Annotated in this window: 14 protein-coding genes; 6 read left to right on the forward strand and 8 right to left on the reverse strand. The window is 71.2% G+C overall.

Annotated elements, in window-relative coordinates:
* The first annotated feature begins 111 nt into the window (after window positions 1-111).
* The 4 genes from MCHT01_RS17275 to MCHT01_RS17290 all read left to right on the forward strand — a co-directional run bounded on the left by MCHT01_RS17275 (window position 112) and on the right by MCHT01_RS17290 (window position 5233).
* On the forward strand, window positions 112-2190 hold the full coding sequence (locus MCHT01_RS17275) for a carbon starvation CstA family protein (protein ID WP_067066765.1): 2079 nt from the start codon (window positions 112-114) through the stop codon (window positions 2188-2190).
* Window positions 2183-2431 (forward strand): YbdD/YjiX family protein, encoded by a 249-nt coding sequence (locus MCHT01_RS17280; protein WP_067066767.1) that lies wholly within the window; start codon window positions 2183-2185, stop codon window positions 2429-2431. The genes MCHT01_RS17275 and MCHT01_RS17280 overlap by 8 nt, the downstream gene beginning before the upstream one ends.
* An 80-nt stretch (window positions 2432-2511) precedes the next feature.
* Window positions 2512-3348 (forward strand): hydroxypyruvate isomerase family protein, encoded by an 837-nt coding sequence (locus MCHT01_RS17285; RefSeq protein ID WP_067066769.1) that lies wholly within the window; start codon window positions 2512-2514, stop codon window positions 3346-3348.
* A gap of 118 nt (window positions 3349-3466) precedes the next feature.
* A complete protein-coding gene (locus MCHT01_RS17290) occupies window positions 3467-5233 on the forward strand; it encodes a trypsin-like serine peptidase (protein ID WP_148661579.1) in 1767 nt (588 codons plus the stop codon).
* A 79-nt stretch (window positions 5234-5312) separates the two neighbouring features.
* Here the strand turns inward: MCHT01_RS17290 and ileS are convergent, their stop codons facing one another.
* The 8 genes from ileS to MCHT01_RS17330 all read right to left on the reverse strand — a co-directional run bounded on the left by ileS (window position 5313) and on the right by MCHT01_RS17330 (window position 16181).
* Window positions 5313-8156 carry an isoleucine--tRNA ligase gene (gene ileS, locus MCHT01_RS17295; RefSeq protein WP_067066772.1) on the reverse strand — a complete coding sequence of 948 codons (2844 nt, stop codon included), beginning with the start codon at window positions 8154-8156 and terminating at the stop codon, window positions 5313-5315.
* Between the two features lie 121 nt (window positions 8157-8277).
* Complete coding sequence (locus MCHT01_RS17300; RefSeq protein ID WP_067066774.1) at window positions 8278-9333, reverse strand: bifunctional riboflavin kinase/FAD synthetase; 1056 nt, start codon at window positions 9331-9333, stop codon at window positions 8278-8280.
* Window positions 9334-9408: 75 nt separating this feature from the next.
* On the reverse strand, window positions 9409-11241 hold the full coding sequence (locus tag MCHT01_RS17305) for an ATP-binding protein (RefSeq protein ID WP_169806151.1): 1833 nt from the start codon (window positions 11239-11241) through the stop codon (window positions 9409-9411).
* Window positions 11242-11420: 179 nt separating this feature from the next.
* Window positions 11421-12203: a pseudouridine synthase gene (locus tag MCHT01_RS17310; protein ID WP_067066777.1), complete on the reverse strand. Its 783-nt coding sequence runs from the start codon at window positions 12201-12203 to the stop codon at window positions 11421-11423.
* The gene (locus MCHT01_RS17315) at window positions 12200-13156 is read right to left on the reverse strand and encodes a P1 family peptidase (protein WP_067066779.1); all 957 of its coding nucleotides are present in this window, start codon (window positions 13154-13156) and stop codon (window positions 12200-12202) included. Before MCHT01_RS17315 ends, MCHT01_RS17310 begins: the two co-directional genes overlap by 4 nt.
* Window positions 13153-13746 carry a DUF3617 domain-containing protein gene (locus tag MCHT01_RS17320; protein WP_067066781.1) on the reverse strand — a complete coding sequence of 198 codons (594 nt, stop codon included), beginning with the start codon at window positions 13744-13746 and terminating at the stop codon, window positions 13153-13155. The genes MCHT01_RS17315 and MCHT01_RS17320 overlap by 4 nt, the downstream gene beginning before the upstream one ends.
* Window positions 13747-13846: 100 nt before the next feature.
* The gene (locus tag MCHT01_RS17325) at window positions 13847-14968 is read right to left on the reverse strand and encodes an acyl-CoA dehydrogenase family protein (protein ID WP_067066782.1); all 1122 of its coding nucleotides are present in this window, start codon (window positions 14966-14968) and stop codon (window positions 13847-13849) included.
* A 34-nt stretch (window positions 14969-15002) separates the two neighbouring features.
* A complete protein-coding gene (locus tag MCHT01_RS17330; RefSeq protein ID WP_067066784.1) occupies window positions 15003-16181 on the reverse strand; it encodes an acyl-CoA dehydrogenase family protein in 1179 nt (392 codons plus the stop codon).
* Between the two features lie 199 nt (window positions 16182-16380).
* Here MCHT01_RS17330 and MCHT01_RS17335 point away from each other — a divergent pair, with 199 nt between their 5' ends.
* Together MCHT01_RS17335 and MCHT01_RS17340 are read left to right on the forward strand one after the other, a co-directional pair.
* A complete protein-coding gene (locus MCHT01_RS17335) occupies window positions 16381-17433 on the forward strand; it encodes an isoaspartyl peptidase/L-asparaginase family protein (RefSeq protein WP_084452850.1) in 1053 nt (350 codons plus the stop codon).
* Window positions 17434-17627: 194 nt separating this feature from the next.
* Window positions 17628-18734: an enoyl-CoA hydratase/isomerase family protein gene (locus tag MCHT01_RS17340; protein WP_148661581.1), complete on the forward strand. Its 1107-nt coding sequence runs from the start codon at window positions 17628-17630 to the stop codon at window positions 18732-18734.
* The last annotated feature ends 91 nt before the right edge of the window (window positions 18735-18825 follow it).

Raw genomic sequence — 18825 nt, forward strand, 5'->3', positions numbered from 1 at the left:
CGTCTGACGGATGTGGCTTTCCGCACAGGAGCGGACACTGCCGGTCGCAAGACAACATCCGCGCGCCAGGTCCTCTCGCTTGCATCGGTGCGCGCCCATAAGGAGACATCGATGTCGAACATGAGTCGCCACCTCGCCTGGGCGGGCGTGGCCATCCTCGGGGCGTTCGCCCTGGCCACCGTCGCGCTGGCGCGCGGCGAAGCGGTGAGCGCGCTGTGGGTCGTCGTGGCCTCGATCTGCGTCTACCTGATCGGCTACCGCTACTACAGCCTCTTCCTGGCCACCCAGGTGCTGGGCCTGGACCCGACGCGCAAGACCCCGGCCTGGAAGTACAACGACGGCCTGGACTTCGTCCCCACGCACAAGTACGTGCTCTACGGCCACCACTTCGCCGCGATCGCGGGCGCGGGCCCGCTGGTCGGCCCGGTGCTGGCCGCGCAGATGGGCTACCTGCCGGGTCTGCTGTGGATCCTGGCCGGCGTGATCTTCGCCGGCGCGGTGCAGGACTTCATCGTGCTGTTCATCTCCACGCGCCGTGATGGCCGCTCGCTGGGCGACCTGGTCAAGCAGGAGATGGGCACCGTGCCCGGCGTGATCGCGCTGTTCGGCGCCTTCATGATCATGATCATCATCCTGGCGGTGCTGGCGCTGATCGTGGTGAAGGCGCTGGCGGGCTCGCCCTGGGGCACCTTCACCGTGGCGGCGACGATCCCGGTCGCGCTGTTCATGGGCGTGTACCTGCGCTTCATCCGTCCGGGCCGCATCGGCGAGATCTCCGTCATCGGCTTCGTGCTGCTGATGCTGGCCATCGTCGGCGGGCAGTGGGTGCATGAGAGCCCCGCCTGGGCGCCGCTGTTCACCTACGACGGCAAGGCCCTGACCTGGATGCTGATCGGCTACGGCTTCGTCGCCGCCTCGATCCCGGTGTGGCTGCTGCTGGCGCCGCGCGACTACCTGTCCACCTTCCTGAAGATCGGCACCATCATCGCGCTGGCCATCGGCATCGTGATCGTGGCCCCGCCGCTGCAGATGCCCTCGTTCACCCAGTTCGCGGCCGGCAACGGCCCGGTGTGGTCGGGCAACCTGTTCCCCTTCCTGTTCATCACCATCGCCTGCGGCGCGGTGTCGGGCTTCCACGCGCTGATCAGCTCGGGCACCACGCCCAAGATGCTGGACAACGAGGTCAACGCCCGCTTCATTGGCTACGGCGGCATGCTGGCCGAATCCTTCGTCGCGGTGATGGCGCTGGTGGCGGCCTCGTGCATCGAGCCGGGCGTCTACTTCGCGATGAACAGCCCGGCCGCGCTGGTGGGGTCGACCCCGGAGACGGTGGCGGCGACGCTGTCGACCTGGGGCTTCGTGATCACCCCCGAGATGCTGGTGCAGACCGCCAAGGATGTCGGTGAGAACACCATCCTGGCGCGCGCCGGTGGCGCGCCGACGCTGGCGGTGGGCATGGCCCACATCCTGCACCAGGTGGTGGGTGGCAAGGCCATGATGGCCTTCTGGTACCACTTCGCGATCCTGTTCGAGGCGCTGTTCATCCTGACCGCCGTCGACGCGGGCACCCGCGCCGGCCGCTTCATGCTGCAGGACCTGCTGGGCACCTTCGTGCCGGCCCTCAAGCGCACCGAGTCGCTGCCCGCCAACCTGATCGCCACCGGCCTGTGCGTGGCCGCGTGGGGCTACTTCCTGTACCAGGGCGTGGTGGATCCGCTGGGCGGCATCAACACGCTGTGGCCGCTGTTCGGCATCGCCAACCAGATGCTGGCCGCCGTCGCGCTGCTGCTGGGCACGGTCGTGCTGTTCAAGATGAAGAAGGACCGCTACGCCTGGACGACCATCCTGCCGGCGGCCTGGCTGCTGATCTGCACGATGACGGCGGGCTGGCAGAAGATCTTCAGCGCCGATCCGAAGGTGGGCTTCCTGGCGCACGCCGCGAAGTACGCCGACTCGCTGGCGGCGGGCAAAGTCCTGGCCCCGGCCAAGAGCCTGGAGGCGATGGAGCGCGTGATCTTCAACGACCGTCTGGACGCGGCCCTGTGCGGCCTGTTCATGTTCGTCGTGGTGAGCGTGCTGGTCTACAGCGTGAAGGCCGTGCTGAAGGCCCGCGCCGAGCGCAAGCCGACGGTCACCGAGACGCCCTTCGAGCGCATGCCCGAAGGCGCGACGGTGGGCGGCCATGCTTAAGCAGGCCGCCGAGGCCGCGGCCCAGGCGGCGCAAGCCGCCTTGTCCACCGCGTCCGAAGTCCTGCAGGCGGGCCGCTACATGGCCCGCGGCGTGCGCCAGCAGCTGATCGGCGCGGACTATGGCGCCTACCTCGCGCATATGGCCCGCACCCATCCGGACCAGGAGCCCTTGAGCTACGAGGCCTTCTTCCGAGAGCGCCAGGAGGCGCGCTACAGCTCCCGCACCGGGCGCTGCTGCTGACCGCCGCGCGCCGATGAATCCAACGGCCCTTCGGGGCCGTTGTCGTTGGGAGACGGACACGGCGGTGTGACACTCGCCGGATGCCGAGATTCGCCGCCAACCTGAGTTTCCTGTACCCGGAGTTGCCCTTCCTGGATCGCATCGACGCCGCGGGCGCGGATGGGTTCGAGGGTGTGGAGTGCCTGTTCCCCTACGACGTGCCGATGGCGGCGTTCCGCGCGCGGGTCGAGGGGGAGGGCTTGCGGGTCGCGCTGATCAACGCGCCGCCGGGAGACTGGGCGGCGGGAGAGCGGGGGCTGGCGTCGTTGCCGGGGCGGGGCGCCGACTTCCGGGATTCGATCGAGCGGGCGCTCGCGTATGCGACGGGTGTGGGCTCGCCGCGGGTGCATGTCCTCGCCGGTCTCCTGCCCGAAGGGGCGGATCGCGCTGCCGCGCTCGCGCGCTACGAGGAACGCCTGCGCTGGGCCGCCGAGCAGGCCGCCGCGGCGAAGGTCGAGCTCACGATCGAGCCCATCAACCCGCACGACATCCCCGGCTACCTGCTGCAACGCCAGGACGAGGCGCACGCGATCGTCGAGCGCATCGGCGTGTCGCATCTGAAGGTGCAGATGGACCTGTACCACTGCGCTCGCGTGGAGGGCGCCGAGGGTGACGGGGACGGCGTCGTGTCGCTGGTGAGGCGCTACTTGCCCACGGGCCGCGTCGGGCATTTCCAGATCGCGGGCGTGCCGGACCGGCATGAGCCGGACGAGGGCGGGCTGGATTGGCGCGGTGCGCTGACGGCGATCGACACGATCGCGGCGACCACGGGTTGGGCGGGCTGGGTGGGCTGCGAGTACCGGCCACGGCGCGGCGCGGTCGCCCAGGGCACTTCTCACGGACTCGGTTGGCTGCGGCGCTGGAATAGCAAAGCTTGACTAGCTGACCCTCACCATGAGGTGGGTCACGGCCTCCGCGCCAGCATCATGAGCGATCCCGGTTTGGCGGCCCGCCAAACACGATCGCTGCTTGTCTCCAAGAGCACAGGCAGCGACGATGAACTCCCGGATTTCACGCGTGGTGATGGCCCTCTCCCTGGCCGCGGCGAGCGCCGCCGCCCAGGCCATCGGTCTCAATGAACAGCGCTTCGAAGCGCTCGGCGGGCGGCTCGACGAGCCGTTCAACTCGATGTCGGTCGTCGAGTCGAAGCTGGCGGTCGAAAGCCAGAACCCGCGTTTCCGAAGCGTCGGGGAGCTCTCGTTCCACGGCAGCGATCGCACCTGCACCGGCACCTGGCTCGGCGAGGACGCCCGGCACACCTACGTGCTGACCGCCGCGCACTGCGTCGCGGCCGACTTCCGCAAGACACCGGGCTTCCGATACGTGGAGCGCGTCACGATGCGCAACGACGCCGTGGTGTTCCACGGTCGCGGTCTGGCCTTCATCCCGCCGCCGCGGCGCTTGCCCGGCAGCGGCGTGGCGTCGGACGAGCCCAGCGAGAGCGACGTCGCGGTCATCCGCTTGCCGAAGCGGCAGCTGCGCCCGCTGACCGATGCCGGACGCCCGCTGCTGGACGACCTCGGGGACGACGCGCACGACGGCCCGGGCCAGGCGGACATCGAGTTCGTCGGCTACGGGCTCTGGCGCGTCGGGACCAAGGAGGTCGGCCGGACCGGGCGTCTCTGGGGCAGCGTGCCCGGTGGCGAGGTCCGCGGCACGCGGCACCTGCTCAGCTTCGGCTACGACCCGCGCGGCGAGACCCGCCGCTGGTTCGTGGCCACGTCGGGAGACAGCGGCGGCGCCTTCTGGCAGCAGCGGTGGGGCTACTGGCGGGTCGTGGGCACGGCCAGCGCGCGCGATGCCCGCTTCCGCGGCTTCGAAGGCCCGCGCATGGCCGCGCTGGCCCACTGGGTGAAGGGCATCTTCCCGGACGCCCGCACCCTGAGCGAGCGCATGACCGTGGGCATCGGCAGCCCGTTCGTGTCGCGCGATCACGCGGTGGACGTGTCCGACGGGTCGGTGGCCTACCTGGTGCCCGAGCAGGAGAACGCCACCGGCCCGACCGCGCCCACGTCGTCCGGCGCCGCGGGTCACAGCGTCATCCACGTCATCGTCGAGGACGAACTCACCCACCATCGCGCCGAGGTCCGTTTGCGGGGCCAGCGCGAGACCGCGTGCGGTCAGCCGGTCCGCATGGAGGACGACGGCACTTGCGGGAACGGACGGACCGCCCGCCTGGTCGTGTCCTTCCACCCCGAGGACAACCCGGACCTGCCGCGCGGCAGCCTGGTCGGCGGCGTCGAGATCGAGGCCGTCGGCACGCGTGACGGGCAGTACCGCCAGCGTTTCCCGCTGCGCGTGCGGATCGATCACCTGCTGCGGGGCGAGGTCACCGCCGATCGCGCGCAGGTCCTGCCCGATCTGATGCCGCGAGCGCCCTCGCGCGAGGCCGACCCCGTGCGGGTGGCCCTGCCGACGCAGGCCGATGCCCGCGCGGACGGTACCGCCAGCGCGAGCGAGGGGCCCTTCACGCGCGTCGTCGCGACAGTGCGCGACGTGCTGCGGGACACGGACCGTCCCCTGGTGCTGCGGGCCTACCGGCGCGGGGCGGCCGGCACCTCGTGCGCCACGACGACGCTCGACGCGAGCACCGATTGCGAGGGGCGCGCGCTCACCGGCGTGAGCCTGCAGTACGAGGCGCGTGACAACCCTGGACTGCGGCCGGGGCTCTATCGGGGGCGCGTGTTCCTGGAGGCCCGCGGCGGCCCCGCCGGCGCTCGGCTGGAGCGCGTCGCGGTCCGCCTGAACATCGACACACTGTGACCATGGCGCCCGAGCGGCGCCCATGGAAAAGGCCGCCGGCCCGAAGGGCGCGGCGGCCTTGTCGCGTCGGCGGGGGTGATCAGGCCACCGTGCGAGTCTCGCCGTCGCCGTACAGGTTGCTCTCGCAGCGGCCGCAGATCGTCGGATGCGCCGGATTCACGCCGACGTCGGCGCGGTAGTGCCAGCAGCGCTCGCACTTCTGCTGCTCGGACGGGGTGACCGTCACGCTCAGTTCCTGCGCCGCGGCGACCGTGGCCGCCGAGGTGATCAGCACGAACTTCAGGTCCTCGCCCAGGCTGGCCAGCAGCGCCAGGTCTTCCGAGTTCACGCCCAGCGCCACTTCCGCCTGCAGCGACGAGCCGATCGCGCCGGTCTTGCGTACGTCCTCGATCGCCTTGTTCACCGCATCGCGGATCTCGTGGATGCGGTTCCACTTGGCGATCAGGCCGTCGTCATGCGCCACGCCGAAGGACCAGTAGGTCTCGGTGAAGATGGTCTCGCCGACCTGTTTGCCGGCGAAGACCTTCCACGCCTCTTCCGCGGTGAAGCTCAGGAACGGGGCCATCCAGCGCAGCATCGCGTGCGTGATGTGCCACAGCGCCGTCTGCGCCGAGCGGCGCGCCAGCGACTTCGGGGCCGTCGTGTACAGCCGGTCCTTCAGCACGTCCAGGTAGAAGGCGCCCAGGTCCTCCGAGCAGTACACCTGCAGCTTGGCCACCACCGGGTGGAATTCATAGCGCTGGTAATGCGCCAGGATCTCCTGCTGGAACTGCGCGGCGCGGGCCAGCGCATAGCGGTCGGCCTCCAGCAGCTGGTCCAGCGGGACCGCGTCGGTCGCGGCGTCGAAGTCCGAGGTGTTGGCCAGCAAGAAGCGCAGCGTGTTGCGGATGCGGCGGTAGCCGTCCACGACACGGTCCAGGATCTTCTTGTCGCCGGCGATGTCGCCCGAGTAATCGGACGCCGCCACCCACAGCCGGATGATCTCGGCGCCCAGCGACTTGCTGGTCTCCTGCGGGTCCACGCCATTGCCCAGCGACTTGCTCATCTTGCGGCCCTGGCTGTCCACGGTGAAGCCGTGGGTCAGCAGCCCGCGATAGGGCGCGCGGCCGTTGATCGCGCAGGAGATCAGCAGCGAGGAGTGGAACCAGCCGCGATGCTGGTCATGGCCTTCCAGGTAGAGGTCGGCTTCCGGGCCGGTCTCGTGCGCCGCGCCGGCGTGCGAGCCCTTGAGCACGTGCTGGAAGGTCGATCCCGAGTCGAACCACACGTCCAGGATGTCCTGGCCCTTGGAGTACTGCTCGGCCTCGGCGCCCAGCCACTCGGCCGGATCCAGCTTGGACCAGGCCTCGACGCCACCGGCCTCGACCAGTTGCGCGGCGCGCTCGATGAACTCCAGCGTCTTCGGGTGCGGCTGGCCGCTGTCCTTGTGCAGGAAGATCGGGAGCGGCACGCCCCAGCTGCGCTGGCGCGAGATGCACCAGTCGGGACGGCCGGCGATCATGTCGTGCAGGCGCGCGCGGCCGTTCTCGGGATAGAAGCTGGTCTGCTCGATGGCGTCCAGCGCCAGCTGGCGCAGCGTCTTCTCGGCCTTGTCGACGGTGAACACGCCGTCGCCCTCGTCCATGCGCACGAACCACTGCGCCGCGGCACGGTAGATCACCGGGCTCTTGTGGCGCCAGCAGTGCGGATAGCTGTGGCTGATCTTGCTCTGCGCCATCAGGCGGCCGGCGTCCAGCAGCGCCTGCGCGATGACCGGGTTGGCCTTCCAGATGTGCTGGCCGCCGAAAAAGGGGAGCTCGGCCTCATAGACGCCGTTGCCCTGGACCGGGTTCAGGATGTCCTTGAAGGCCAGGCCGTGCGACATGCAGGAGTTGAAGTCGTCCACGCCGTAAGCGGGGGCCGAGTGGACCACGCCGGTGCCGTCGTCGGCGGTGGCGTAGTCGGCCAGGTAGACCGGGCTCTCCCGGTCATAGCCCGGGTGCACATGGGCCAGCGGATGCTTGAACTTGAGCAGCTCGAGCGATTTGCCCGGCGTGACGGCGACCTGCTGGCCCTCGATGCCCCAGCGGGCCAGGCACTTCTCGACCAGCGCCTCGGCCACGACGAAGTAGCCGCGCTCGGTGTCGACCAGCGCGTACGGGAGTTCCGGGTTCAGGTTGAGCGCCTGGTTGGCCGGGATGGTCCAGGGCGTCGTGGTCCAGATGACGGTGAACGCCTCCTTGTCCAGCTTGTCTAGGCCGAAGGCCGCGGCCAGCTTCTGCGGCTCGGCGCTCAGGAAGGCGACGTCGACGGCGGGCGAGTGCTTGTCGGCGTACTCGATCTCGAACTCGGCCAGCGAGGAGCCGCAGTCGAAGCACCAGTACACGGGCTTCAGACCGCGATAGACGAAGCCGCGCTCGAACAGGCGCTTGAGGACGCGGATCTCGCCGGCCTCGTTCTTGAAGTCCATCGTGCGGTAGGGGCGGTCCCAGTCGCCGAGAACGCCCAGACGCTTGAAGTCGGTGCGCTGCTGGTCGATCTGCTCGCCCGCGTACTTGCGGCTCTTGGCCTGCACCTCGTCGCGCGGCAGGCCGCGGCCGAAGGTCTTCTCGATCTGGTTCTCGATGGGCAGGCCGTGGCAGTCCCAACCCGGGATGTAGGCGGCGTCGAAGCCCTCGAGCTGACGCGCCTTGACGATCATGTCCTTGAGGATCTTGTTGACCGCGTGACCCATGTGGATCTGACCGTTGGCGTAGGGCGGGCCGTCGTGCAGCACGAACTTGGGCTTGCCGCAACGCGAATCCCGCAGGCGCTGGTAGATGCCCTGGTCTTCCCATTCCTTGACCCAGCCCGGCTCGCGCTTGGGCAGGTCGCCGCGCATCGGGAACGCGGTGTCGGGCAGGTTGAGCGTCGAGCGGTAGTCGGGCTTGGACGTGTCGGTCATGGCAGCGGCAATCGAAGAGGGCGGCCCCGGATGCGGTCGGGGCGGCGAGGAACGAAGGGTGGGGCGCGGGGGCGGTGGGACGCCGCGCGCCGGCTGAACGCGGGAGAGGGCGGTCAGCCCGTCAAATTCGGTCGCGCGTGGTCTGGCGGCGGACGGCGGCGTGCGGGCCCGCCTGTTGCGCGAAGAACTCGCGCGCCTGACGGACGTCCTCGCGGATCGCGGCCGTCAACGAATCGAGCCCGTCGAAACGGGCTTCATCGCGCAATTTTTGGAGGAGTTCCACGCGCACGAGTTTACCGTAGGCCTCGCCGGGGCCCAGGCGGGCGGCCAGCGCGGCCGGCCAGTCCAGCGCGTGGACCTCCAGCAGCACGCGGCCGGCGTCCTCGACGGTGGGTCGCACCCCCAGCGAGGCCACCCCATCGAGCACCGTTCCGCAGTCGCCGTCGATGCCGTGCACCCGCACCGCGAAGATCCCGTGCGCGGCCGGCTTCTCATGGTCGAAGCGCAGATTCAGCGTGCGGAAGCCGTCGGCCGCGCCGGGCGCGGTCTCGGCCAGCTGGCGGCCCAGCTTCTGGCCGTGGATCACGTGACCGGAGATCGAGTAGGGCCGCCCCAGCAGCCGCGCCGCGCCGTCCATGTCGCCGGCGGCCAGCGCCTCGCGCACCGCGGAGCTGGACACGCGCAGGCCGTGCACCTCGTAGCTCATCATCCGCGCCACGTCGAAGCCCTGGCGCTGCCCGGCCGCGTCCAGCGTCGCGTAGTCGCCCTGGCGCTTGGCGCCGAAGCGGAAGTCGTCGCCGACCAGCACGTACTTCGTGCCCAGCCCGTCGATCAGCACCTGCTGGATGAAGTCCTGGGCGGGCAGCGAGGCCAGCGCCTCGTCGAAGCGCAGCACCACGACCTGGTCGATGCCGCAGCGCTCCAGCTCCTGCAGCTTGTCGCGCAGCGTGGCGATGCGGGCGGGGGAGAGCTCCGGCTTGTTCATCTTCTTGGCGAAGAAGTCGCGCGGATGCGGCTCGAAGGTCAGCACGCAGGTCGGGAGGCCGCGATGGCGGGCCTCGGAGAGCAGCAGCGCCAGCATGGCCTGGTGGCCGCGATGGACGCCGTCGAAGTTGCCGATCGTCAGCGCGCACTGCGCCGCGATGCCCGGATGGTGGAAGCCGCGGAAAACCTGCATGGGCGGGGATTATCTGCCGGCCGGAAGGCCCGGCGAGTCGACCGGGACAATCCCGGCGCGCCGGGGCGATGCCGCTCAGGCCGCCGCCGCGTCGGCCCGCGCCGTGGCGGGCAGATGCCGCGTGACGAGCGTCATCAGGTCGTCGATCTCGAAGGGCTTGACCAGGAAGTCGTCCATGCCGGCCGCGGCGCAGCGGTCGCGGTCGTCGTTGACCGCGCTGGCGGTGAGCGCCACCACCGGTGTGCGCGGCAGCAGCCGGCGCGCCTCTTCCTGACGCCAGGCCCGGGTCGCCTCGAAGCCGTCCAGCTCCGGCATCTGGCAGTCCATCAGCACCAGGTCGAAGCGCTGCGCGCGCAACTGCTCCAGGGCCTGGCGGCCGTCCTCGGCGGCGGTGACCTGCAGGCCGCAGCGCTGCAGCATGGTCGTGGCGACCAGGAGGTTCACGGGGCTGTCGTCCACCAGCAGCACTCGGCCGCGCAGCTGCGGCAGCGGCTGCTGCGGCGCGGGGCGGATCGGCTCCGCGACCGCGTCCGCCGCCGCGCAGGGTTGCAGCGGCAGGGTGAACTCGAACACCGAGCCACGCCCCGGCGAGGACGCGCAGCGCAGGTCGCCGCCCATCGCCCGCGCCAGTTCGCGCGAGATCGTCAGCCCCAGGCCCGTGCCGTCGCGCCGGCGCGTGCGGCCGGGCTCGGTGCTCCGGGCCTGCTCGAAGGGCGCGAAGATGCGTTCCAGCTGGTCGGCCGGGATGCCGTCCCCGCTGTCCTTCACCGCGAAGCGCAGCAGCGTGCCGGCCCGCATGTCCAGCACCGTCGACACGTCGACGCTGACGCCGCCGTGGTCGGTGAACTTGATCGCGTTGCCCACCAGGTTGTGCAGCACCTGCTGGATGCGGGAGGCGTCGCCCATCGCCCGCGCGGGGAGCTGCGGCGCGATCGCGAGCTCGAAGTCCAGCCCCTTGGACCGGGCGGTCTCGCCCAGCAGCCGGGTCACGTCGCCGACCACCTCGCGCACGTCGAAGGGGTGGGCGTCCACGACCAGCTTGCCCGACTCGATGCGGGCCAGGTCCAGGATGTCGTTGACCAGCGTCAGCAGGTGGCGGCCCGAGCGCCGCACGATGTCGACCTGCTCGCGTTGCTGCGGGCTGAGCTCGCCGCGCTCCAGCAGTTGGGCCATGCCCAGGATGCCGTTGAGCGGGGTGCGGATCTCGTGGCTCATCACCGCGACGAAGCGGCTTTTGCTGGAGCTGGTCTCCTCGGCGGCGTGCAGCGCGACCTGGCGCTGCTCGGCCAGCCGGGCCTGCTCGAAGCGCAGGCGCAGCAGTTCCAGGGTGCGGGCCTCGATGCGGCGCGACTCCAGCATCGTCAGCAGCCAGAACATCACCAGCCCGCCCACGCTCAGCCAGCCCACCGTGCCGCCCTGCAGGGCGAGCCGCACGGCCAGCGGCGCGAAGACCAGCGAGGAGAACAGCGCCTGCGCCCGGGCCCAGTGGCCCAGCGAGACCATGGTGAAGGCGACCAGGCCGACCAGCGTGGTCATGACCGCGCCGTCGATCTCGGGCAGGTTGGGGGTGGCGAAGAGCGCGCCGATCAGGCCCCAGGCCAGGCCGTCCAGGGCGATGCCGATCAGGTAGCGCCGCTCGCGGCGCGGGGAGGCGCGCTCGATGGCGGGCAGGCGGCGGAAGCGATGGGCGTCCAGGCTGCGCCACAGCGAGATGCCCCAGCGGGCGCCCAGCCAGGCCAGCAGTTCCACCGCGGGCAGGTGCGGCCACAGCAGGATCACCGGCAGCAGCCCGAAGACGGCGCCGATGCACGCGGGCATCAGCACGCGCGCCTGCAGATGGGCCAGGCGTTCCGCCCGCACCTGCACCGCGATGCTGGCGGTGCCGGAGTCCCCGTTACTTTGAATCACAGACATTCCCATACGACACGGCCGTCGAGGAATCCGGCCGATACGCCCCTCCAGGCGTGATGCGCCGCCGCAGGGCGACGCTTTGTGCCGCGTTTCTACCCGGGGAATGTGACGAGTTGTCTCGGGACCTTCCCGGAGGGGGAAGGCGCGAGCGCGGTGCGAAACGCGCCCGATCGGGGTCAGGCGCCGTCGCCGGGCTCCGACATCGCCAGTGCCCGCTGAGCGTCGTCCATCCAGAGCCAGCCGCCGACGGGCAGGTCGGCCGGCAGGTCCAGCGCGCCGATGCGCTGGCGGTGCAGCGTCAGCACGCGGTTGCCGACGGCGGCCACCATGCGCTTGGCCTGGTGGTAGCGGCCCTCGGTCAGCGCCATCTCCAGGCGGCCGTCGGGCAGGGCGCGCGCCGACACGGCGTTGACCGGCTCCTCGGCCAGTCGGGGATTGCGCTCCTCGAGCAGCACGCCTTCGACCAGCCGGCGCAGCTGCGCCTCGTCCAGCGGGGCCTTGCAGCTGGCCTGGTAGAGCTTGGGCACGTGGTACTTCGGGCTGGTCAGCTTGTGCTGCAGCGGGCCGTCGTCGGTCAGCAGCAGCAGGCCGGTGGTGTCCTCGTCCAGGCGGCCGACGGGCTGGATGTCGCGGTTGCGCAGCGGCTCCGGCAGCAGCGAGAACACGCTCGGATGGTGGCTGGGCTTGCGGGAGCACTCGTAGCCCGCGGGCTTGTGCAGCAGGATCAGCGCCTTCTCATGGAAGGGCCAGGTCTTGCCTTCGACCTCGAAGACCAGGCCCTCGGTGGGGAAGGCCTGCTGCGGGTCCTCGACGACCTCGCCGCCGATGGACACCAGGCCGTGGTCGACCAGCGCGGCGCAATGGCGGCGGGTGCCGAAGCCCTGGCTGAAGAGGATCTGGGCGATGGCGACGGGTTTGGCGGCCTTGGCGGACTTCGTGGATGGGGGGACGGAACTCATGGGCGCGATTGTCGCGCGGCCGCCCGGACCGCATCCACGATGGCCCGCGCCACCACCTCCGCGGCCACCGCGCCCAGGCGCGTCATGTCGCCGTCGACCTGCGCCGCCCCGGTGGCCAGCGCGAACATCACGTCCCCGTCCATCACCGTGTGCACCGGTCGGATCGCGATGGCCAGCCCATCGTGGGCGATCTGCGCCAGCTTGGTGGCCTGTGCCTTGGTCAGCCGCGCGTCGGTGGCGATGACGCCGATCGTCGTGGCGCTGCCGGCCAGGGCGCCGCCGACCGGCTCGCCCGCCAGCAGGGCCTGGACGGTGGAGCGCGGCTGGCCGTCCGCGCCGCGCGTGCCGGCGATCACCCGGCCGGCCGGGTCGACCACGTCGCCCACCGCGTTGACCGCGACCATCGCCGCCAGCGTCACGTCCCCCACGCGGACCGAGGCCATGCCCAGCCCGCCCTTCATCGCGCGGTCCACGCCCATCAGCTTGCCGACCGTCGCGCCGGCGCCGGCGCCGAGGCGGCCTCGCCCGCGCTCCGCGCTCGTGGCCGCCTCGCAGGCCGCGCGTCCGGCGGCGGCGTCGGGCGCGGTGTCGGCCCCATGCAGCCACAGGTCGAAGAGCACCGCCGCCGGCACGATGGGCACGCGCACGTCGCCGACCGCGAAGCCGTGGCCGTGCTCGGCCAGCCAGCGCATCGCGCCGTCCGCCGCGGCCAGGCCGAAGGCGCTGCCCCCGGTCAGCATCACCGCATGGACCTGCTGGACCGTGTTCTCGGGGCGCAGCAGCTCGGTGTCGCGGGTGCCGGGCGCCGCGCCGCGCACGTCGATGCCCGCGGTCGCGCCGGCCTCGCACAGCACGACGCTGCAGCCGGTCGGAACGCCGGGGTGGGTGTAGTGGCCGACCTTCAGGCCGGCGACATCGCAGAGGCTGCCGATGTCCTCGGGCGCCGCGCTCACGGCGTGACGCGCGGGGGGCGGGTGCCCTCCGCGTCCTTCGCGGTCTGGGGCTTGATCGATCCGCAGTCGCTGCCCAGCCAGCGGGCCTCGCCGGTGGCGCGCATGGTCTCGGTCTTGCCGTCGCGCTGCATGCGGACGTCCGACTTGGTCAGGTAATGGTCCGGTCCGTCGAGGGTGATCTCGTTGGTCCCCTCGGACGTCGGATTCGCGCAGCGAAAGGTCACCATCAGCGTGTTGCCGCTGCGCTGGGTGCTGTGTTCGCACTTCCCGTCGGCGCGGTTGGGCAGCAGGGCGCGGTCCGCCTGCTCCTTGGTGACGCAGGCCTTGAGCGTCACCTCGCCGGCGGCGAAGTCCATGCTCAGGCCATGCTGCGCCATCATGGTCTCCATCTGCTTGCGCTGCTCCGGCGGGAGCGCCGCCATCTGCTTCTGCATCTGCGCCATCTGCGCCTGGCGTTGGCCGTCGAACTGCGGCCGCTGCTTCATCTCCCACAGCCCGGGCTTGATGTCCTGGGCGAGGGCGGGCAGGGCGGAGAGGACGCCGGCTGCGCAGAGCAGGCCGGCGGTCCGGAAGCGGGCGGCGAAAGGCATGGTGGACTCCCGCGCCGCGCGGGGGGCGCGGCGAGTGCCACCGAGTTTAGGCGCGACCCGTCCCGACGAGGCGTGACGAGTCGCGTCCGGGCGCGTCGCCTCAGGCGAAGACGCCGGCGGTGTCCGCCATGCGGCTGCTGACCTCGCCCAGGTGATGCATCGAGTCGCCGTACTGCATTTCCATCACGGTCAGCCGCTTGAAGTAGTGGCTGCCGATGTACTCGTCGGTGACGCCGATGCCGCCGTGCAGCTGCGTGCACTGCTGGCCGACGAAGCGCATCGACTGGCCCAGCTGCACTTTGGCCTGCGACACCGCGCGCCGGCGCGCCTCGTCGGACTCGCCCAGCTTCAGCGTGGCGAAGTAGCTCATCGAGCGCGCCAGCTCCAGCTGCATCTTCACGTCGGCGATGCGGTGGCGCAGGGCCTGGAAGCTGGCGATGGCGACGCCGAACTGCTTGCGCGTGTTCAGGTAGTCCGCCGTCAGCGCGACGTAGCGATCCATCACGCCGACCGCCTCGGCGGCCTGCGCCGCGATGGCGATGTCGACGGCCAGCGCCAGCGTGGCCAGGCCGCGATCCGGGCCGACCAGCAGCGTCGCCGGCGCGTCCTTCAGCGTCAGCTCCGCGGCGCGCGAGCCGTCGTGCAGCGCATAGCCCCGCAGCGTCACGCCGGGCGCGTCCTTGGCGACCAGGTAGAGCGCGATGCCCGCATCGGCGCCGCCGGCGCGCGCGGGGACGATGAAGGCGTCGGCCTGATCCCCGGCCGGGACCACGCTCTTGAGGCCGCTCAGGCGGTGATCGGCGCTGGCCAGCGTGTCGCAGACGTCCAGGCGATAGCGCGCGCGGCGCTCCTGATGCGCCAGCACCACCAGCGCGTCGCCCGAGGCGATGCGCGGCAGCCACTCGGCCTGTGCGGCCTCGCTCGCGCGGGCCAGCACGGCCGGCGCCACCAGCGCGCCTTGCGCATACGGCTCCATCACCAGGCCGCGGCCCAGTTCCTCCATCACCACCATCGCCTCGACCGGGCCGAAGCCCAGGCCGCCATGCGCCTCGGGCACGGCCAGCGCGGTCAGGCCCAGGCCGGCCAGGCCGTTCCAGGTCTCGCGCGAGAACCCGCCCGCCCGGACGATGCCGCGACGGTGCTCGAAGCCGTAATCCTTCTCCACGTAGCGCTGCACCGCGTCGCGCAGCGAGATCTGGTCGTCGGTGAAATCGAAGTCCATGTGTCTGTCTCCTCGTGTCTGCCGCGGGCGGGGCTCAGCCGAGCACGGTCTGGGCGACGATGTTGCGCTGCACCTCGTTGGAGCCGCCGTAGATCGTCGTCTTGCGATAGTTGAAGTAGTGGCTCGCGAGCGGCGCGCAGTGGGCCGCGCCGACCTGGTCGCCCTGCCAGCCGGCCTCCATGGCCTCCTGGATGAAGGGCGTCGCGTAGGGCCCGGCGGCCAGCATCATGAGCTCGGTGTAGCGCTGCTGGATCTCGCTGCCGCGGATCTTGAGCAGGCCCGCCACGTCCAGCGACTGCTTGCCGCTCTTCTCGGCCGACAGCACGCGCAGCACCATCATCTCCAGCGCCACGATGTCGACTTCCAGCAGCGCGATCTGGTCGCGGAAGCGCGCGTCCTCGTAGACGCCCTCGGCCTTGGCGATGCGCTTGAGCCGTTCGAGCTCGCGCTTGCCGCGGTTGACGTCGGCGATGTTGGTGCGCTCGTGCGCGAGCAGGTACTTGGCGTAGGTCCAGCCCTTGTTCTCCTCGCCCACCAGGTTCTCGGCCGGCACCTCGACGTTGTCGAAGAAGACCTCGTTCACCTCGTGCTCACCGTCGAGCATGATGATCGGCCGCACGGTCACGCCGGGCGACTTCATGTCGATCAGCAGGAAGGAGATGCCGGCCTGCGGCTTGACGCTGGCGTCGGTGCGCACCAGGCAGAAGATCCAGTCGCCGTACTGGCCCAGCGTGGTCCAGGTCTTCTGGCCGTTGACGATGTAGGTGTCGCCGCGCTTCTCGGCGCGGGTCTTGACCGAGGCCAGGTCCGAGCCCGAGCCCGGTTCGCTGTAGCCCTGGCTCCACCAGACGTCGCCGCTCATGATCCCGGGGAGGTGGCGCTCCTGCTGCTCGCGCGAGCCGAAGGCCATGATCACCGGCGCCACCATCACCGGGCCGAAGGGCACGACGCGCGGCGCGCCCGCCAGCGCGCATTCCTCCTCGAACAGATGGCGCTGCACGGCGTTCCAGCCCGGGCCGCCGAACTGCCTGGGCCAGGCCCAGCCGTGCCAGCCCTGCTTGCCCAGGATGCGCGCCCAGCGCTGCAGATCGTCCTTGTTCAGGCGCAGCGCGTGGTGCACCTTGTGGCTGATGTCCTTGGGCAGGTGGTCCGCCACCCATTGCCGGATCTCGGCCCGGAAGGCCTGTTCCTCAGGCGTGAAATTCAGGTCCATGTCTTGTCTCCAGGTCTTGCTGTCGTCTGGCTGGTCGTGATCGCCCGGGACTGGCCCGGACTGGACTGCGACGGTTTTTAGCACGAGCGTTCGCTTTTTCCGTGTCCCGACCGGGACAAGCCCAGGGACATGCCGGAGGCCGGCGCCCGGCGAGAATGCGGCGCCCCTTGACCGTTCCGTCATCGCTCGAAAGCCACCCATGTCCGCCCATCCGTCGTCCGCCGCCCCGTCCCGCCACGCATCCTCCGGAGGCGCTGCCGGATCGCCCTCCGAGGCGGCCAAGCCGGTGCTCGCGATCCATGGCGGCGCGGGCACGATCCTGCGGTCGCGGATGTCTGGCGTGATGGAGGCGGCCTACCGCGCCGAGCTGGCGAAGATCCTGGCCGACGGCGAGCGTCAGCTGGCGCGCGGCGACGCGGCGCTGGACGTGGCGATCGAGGCGGTGCGGCGGCTGGAGGAGTGCGAGCTTTTCAACGCCGGCAAGGGCGCGGTCTACACCGCCGACGAGCGCCATGAGCTCGACGCCAGCGTGATGGACGGCCCCACGCGCCGGGCCGGCGCGGTGGCGGGCGTGACGCGGGTGCGCAATCCGGTGCTCGCGGCGCGGGCGGTCATGGAGCACAGCGGTCACGTGATGCTGATCGGCCCGGCGGCCGACACCTTCGCCTTCGAGCAGCAGCTCGAGCGGGTCGAGCCCGGCTGGTTCGGGACCCCGCAACGGCTGGCGCAGCTGCGCGTGGCTCAGGCGAGCGCGTCGGGTCAGGTGCTGGACCACGACGGCCAGACCCTGGCCGCCGCGGCCGCGACGCCCGAGGCGCCGCTGGACGAGCGCACCAAGTTCGGCACCGTCGGCGCGGTGGTGCGCGACGCCCAGGGGCGACTGGCGGCGGCGACCTCGACCGGCGGCATGACCAACAAGCGCTCGGGCCGGGTCGGCGACTCGCCCATCCTGGGCGCGGGCTGCTACGCGGACGCGCGGGTGGCGGTCTCCTGCACCGGCACCGGCGAGGCCTTCATGCGCCTGGCCGCCGCGCACGAGATCAGCGCGCTGATGCGCCTGGCCGGACAGCCCCTGGAGGCGGCCTGCCGGCGCGTGGTCTTCGAGGAGCTCCCCGTCGTCGGCGGGGAGGGCGGCCTGATCGCGGTCGACGACCAGGGCGGTGTCTGGCTCGGCTTCAACACCGAGGGCATGTATCGCGGCTGGGTCGAGGCGGGCGGCACGCCGGCGGTGGGCATCTACAAGGACGAATGAGCGGCGGCGGACCGCCGGTGCCGGTGGGCGCGTCGCGGACAGCCGTGGCGGCCCCCGGGGCGCGGCATGACTTCAGGCTCCCGCGCCCGTCGTCCGGGGGTGTTATGGTGCGGGCCGCATTTGAGTTTGATTGACGACGAGCAGCCGGGCGCGGAGCGCCGCCCGGGGGCTCGCAAGAGGGGAGAGATGTCGCTGTGATTCCGTCGCTGCAATCCGAGGGGCTGGTCCTGGCCGAGGTCAATGGCTGCCTGGGCCTGATCACGCTGAACCGTCCGCAGGCGCTGAACGCGCTGTCGCTGGCCATGATCCGCGACATGACGGCGCTGCTGCGCGCCTGGGCCGCGGATCCGCGCATCGAGGCCGTGGCGGTGCTGGGCGCCGGCCGCGAGGGCAAGCCCGCGGCCTTCTGCGCCGGTGGCGACATCCGCTTCTTCCATCAGGCGGCGCTGGCCGGCGACGAGGCGCTGGAAGCCTTCTTCACCGAGGAATACGCGCTCAATCACCTGATCCACCAGTTCCCCAAGCCCTACATCGCGCTGATGGACGGCGTGGTGATGGGCGGCGGCATGGGCATCAGCCAGGGCGCCAAGCTGCGCGTGCTGACCGAGCATTCCAAGCTGGCCATGCCCGAGACCAACATCGGCCTGTTCCCCGACGTGGGCGGCGGCTACTTCCTGTCGCGCTGCCCCGGCCACAGCGGCGAGTGGCTGGCGCTGACCGGCCAGGTCATCGGCGCGGGCGACGCGATCGAGCTGGGCCTGGGCGACGTCTTCGTCAAGAGCGCCGAGCTGCCGGCCATCGTCGAGGCCTTCCGGTCTGGCGCGCAGGACAGCGCCGAGCACGTGGTCGCCACCGTCATGGAGCGCGCCGACCTCGCGCCGATGGCCGAGCACTGGGAAGCCCGCGCGCTGATCAACCGCCACTTCCAGGCGGACTCGGTGCCGGCGCTGTTCGCGTCGCTGGCCGCCGACAGCGACCCCTGGGCCGCGCACACCCTGGAGACGCTGCGCAAGCGCTCCCCGCTGATGATGGCGGTGACGCTGGAACAGATCCGCCGCGCCCGCGGCCTGTCGCTGGCCGACGACCTGCGCATGGAGCGCGACCTGGTGCACCGCAGCTTCCACCTGCGCCCGGGCGCCGCGAGCGAGACCGTCGAGGGCATCCGCGCGCTGGCGGTCGACAAGGATCATCAGCCCCGCTGGAACCCGGCCCGGGTCGAGGACGTGACCCGCGCCCAGGTCGAGGCCTTCTTCCAGAGCCCCTGGACCGCGGCCGCCCACCCGCTGCGCGGCCTGAACTGAGGCGACGGCGCGGACCGCGCCGACCGGCCCGTCGATTGCTCCCCCCAGCGCCCCGTCATCGGGGCGCTCCGCATGCCGGGGGGGCCCCGGT

Origin of the sequence: Mitsuaria chitosanitabida ATCC BAA-476 = NBRC 102408 (assembly GCF_001598255.1) — a bacterium.
Classification (GTDB): Bacteria; Pseudomonadota; Gammaproteobacteria; order Burkholderiales; family Burkholderiaceae_C; genus Roseateles; species Roseateles chitosanitabidus.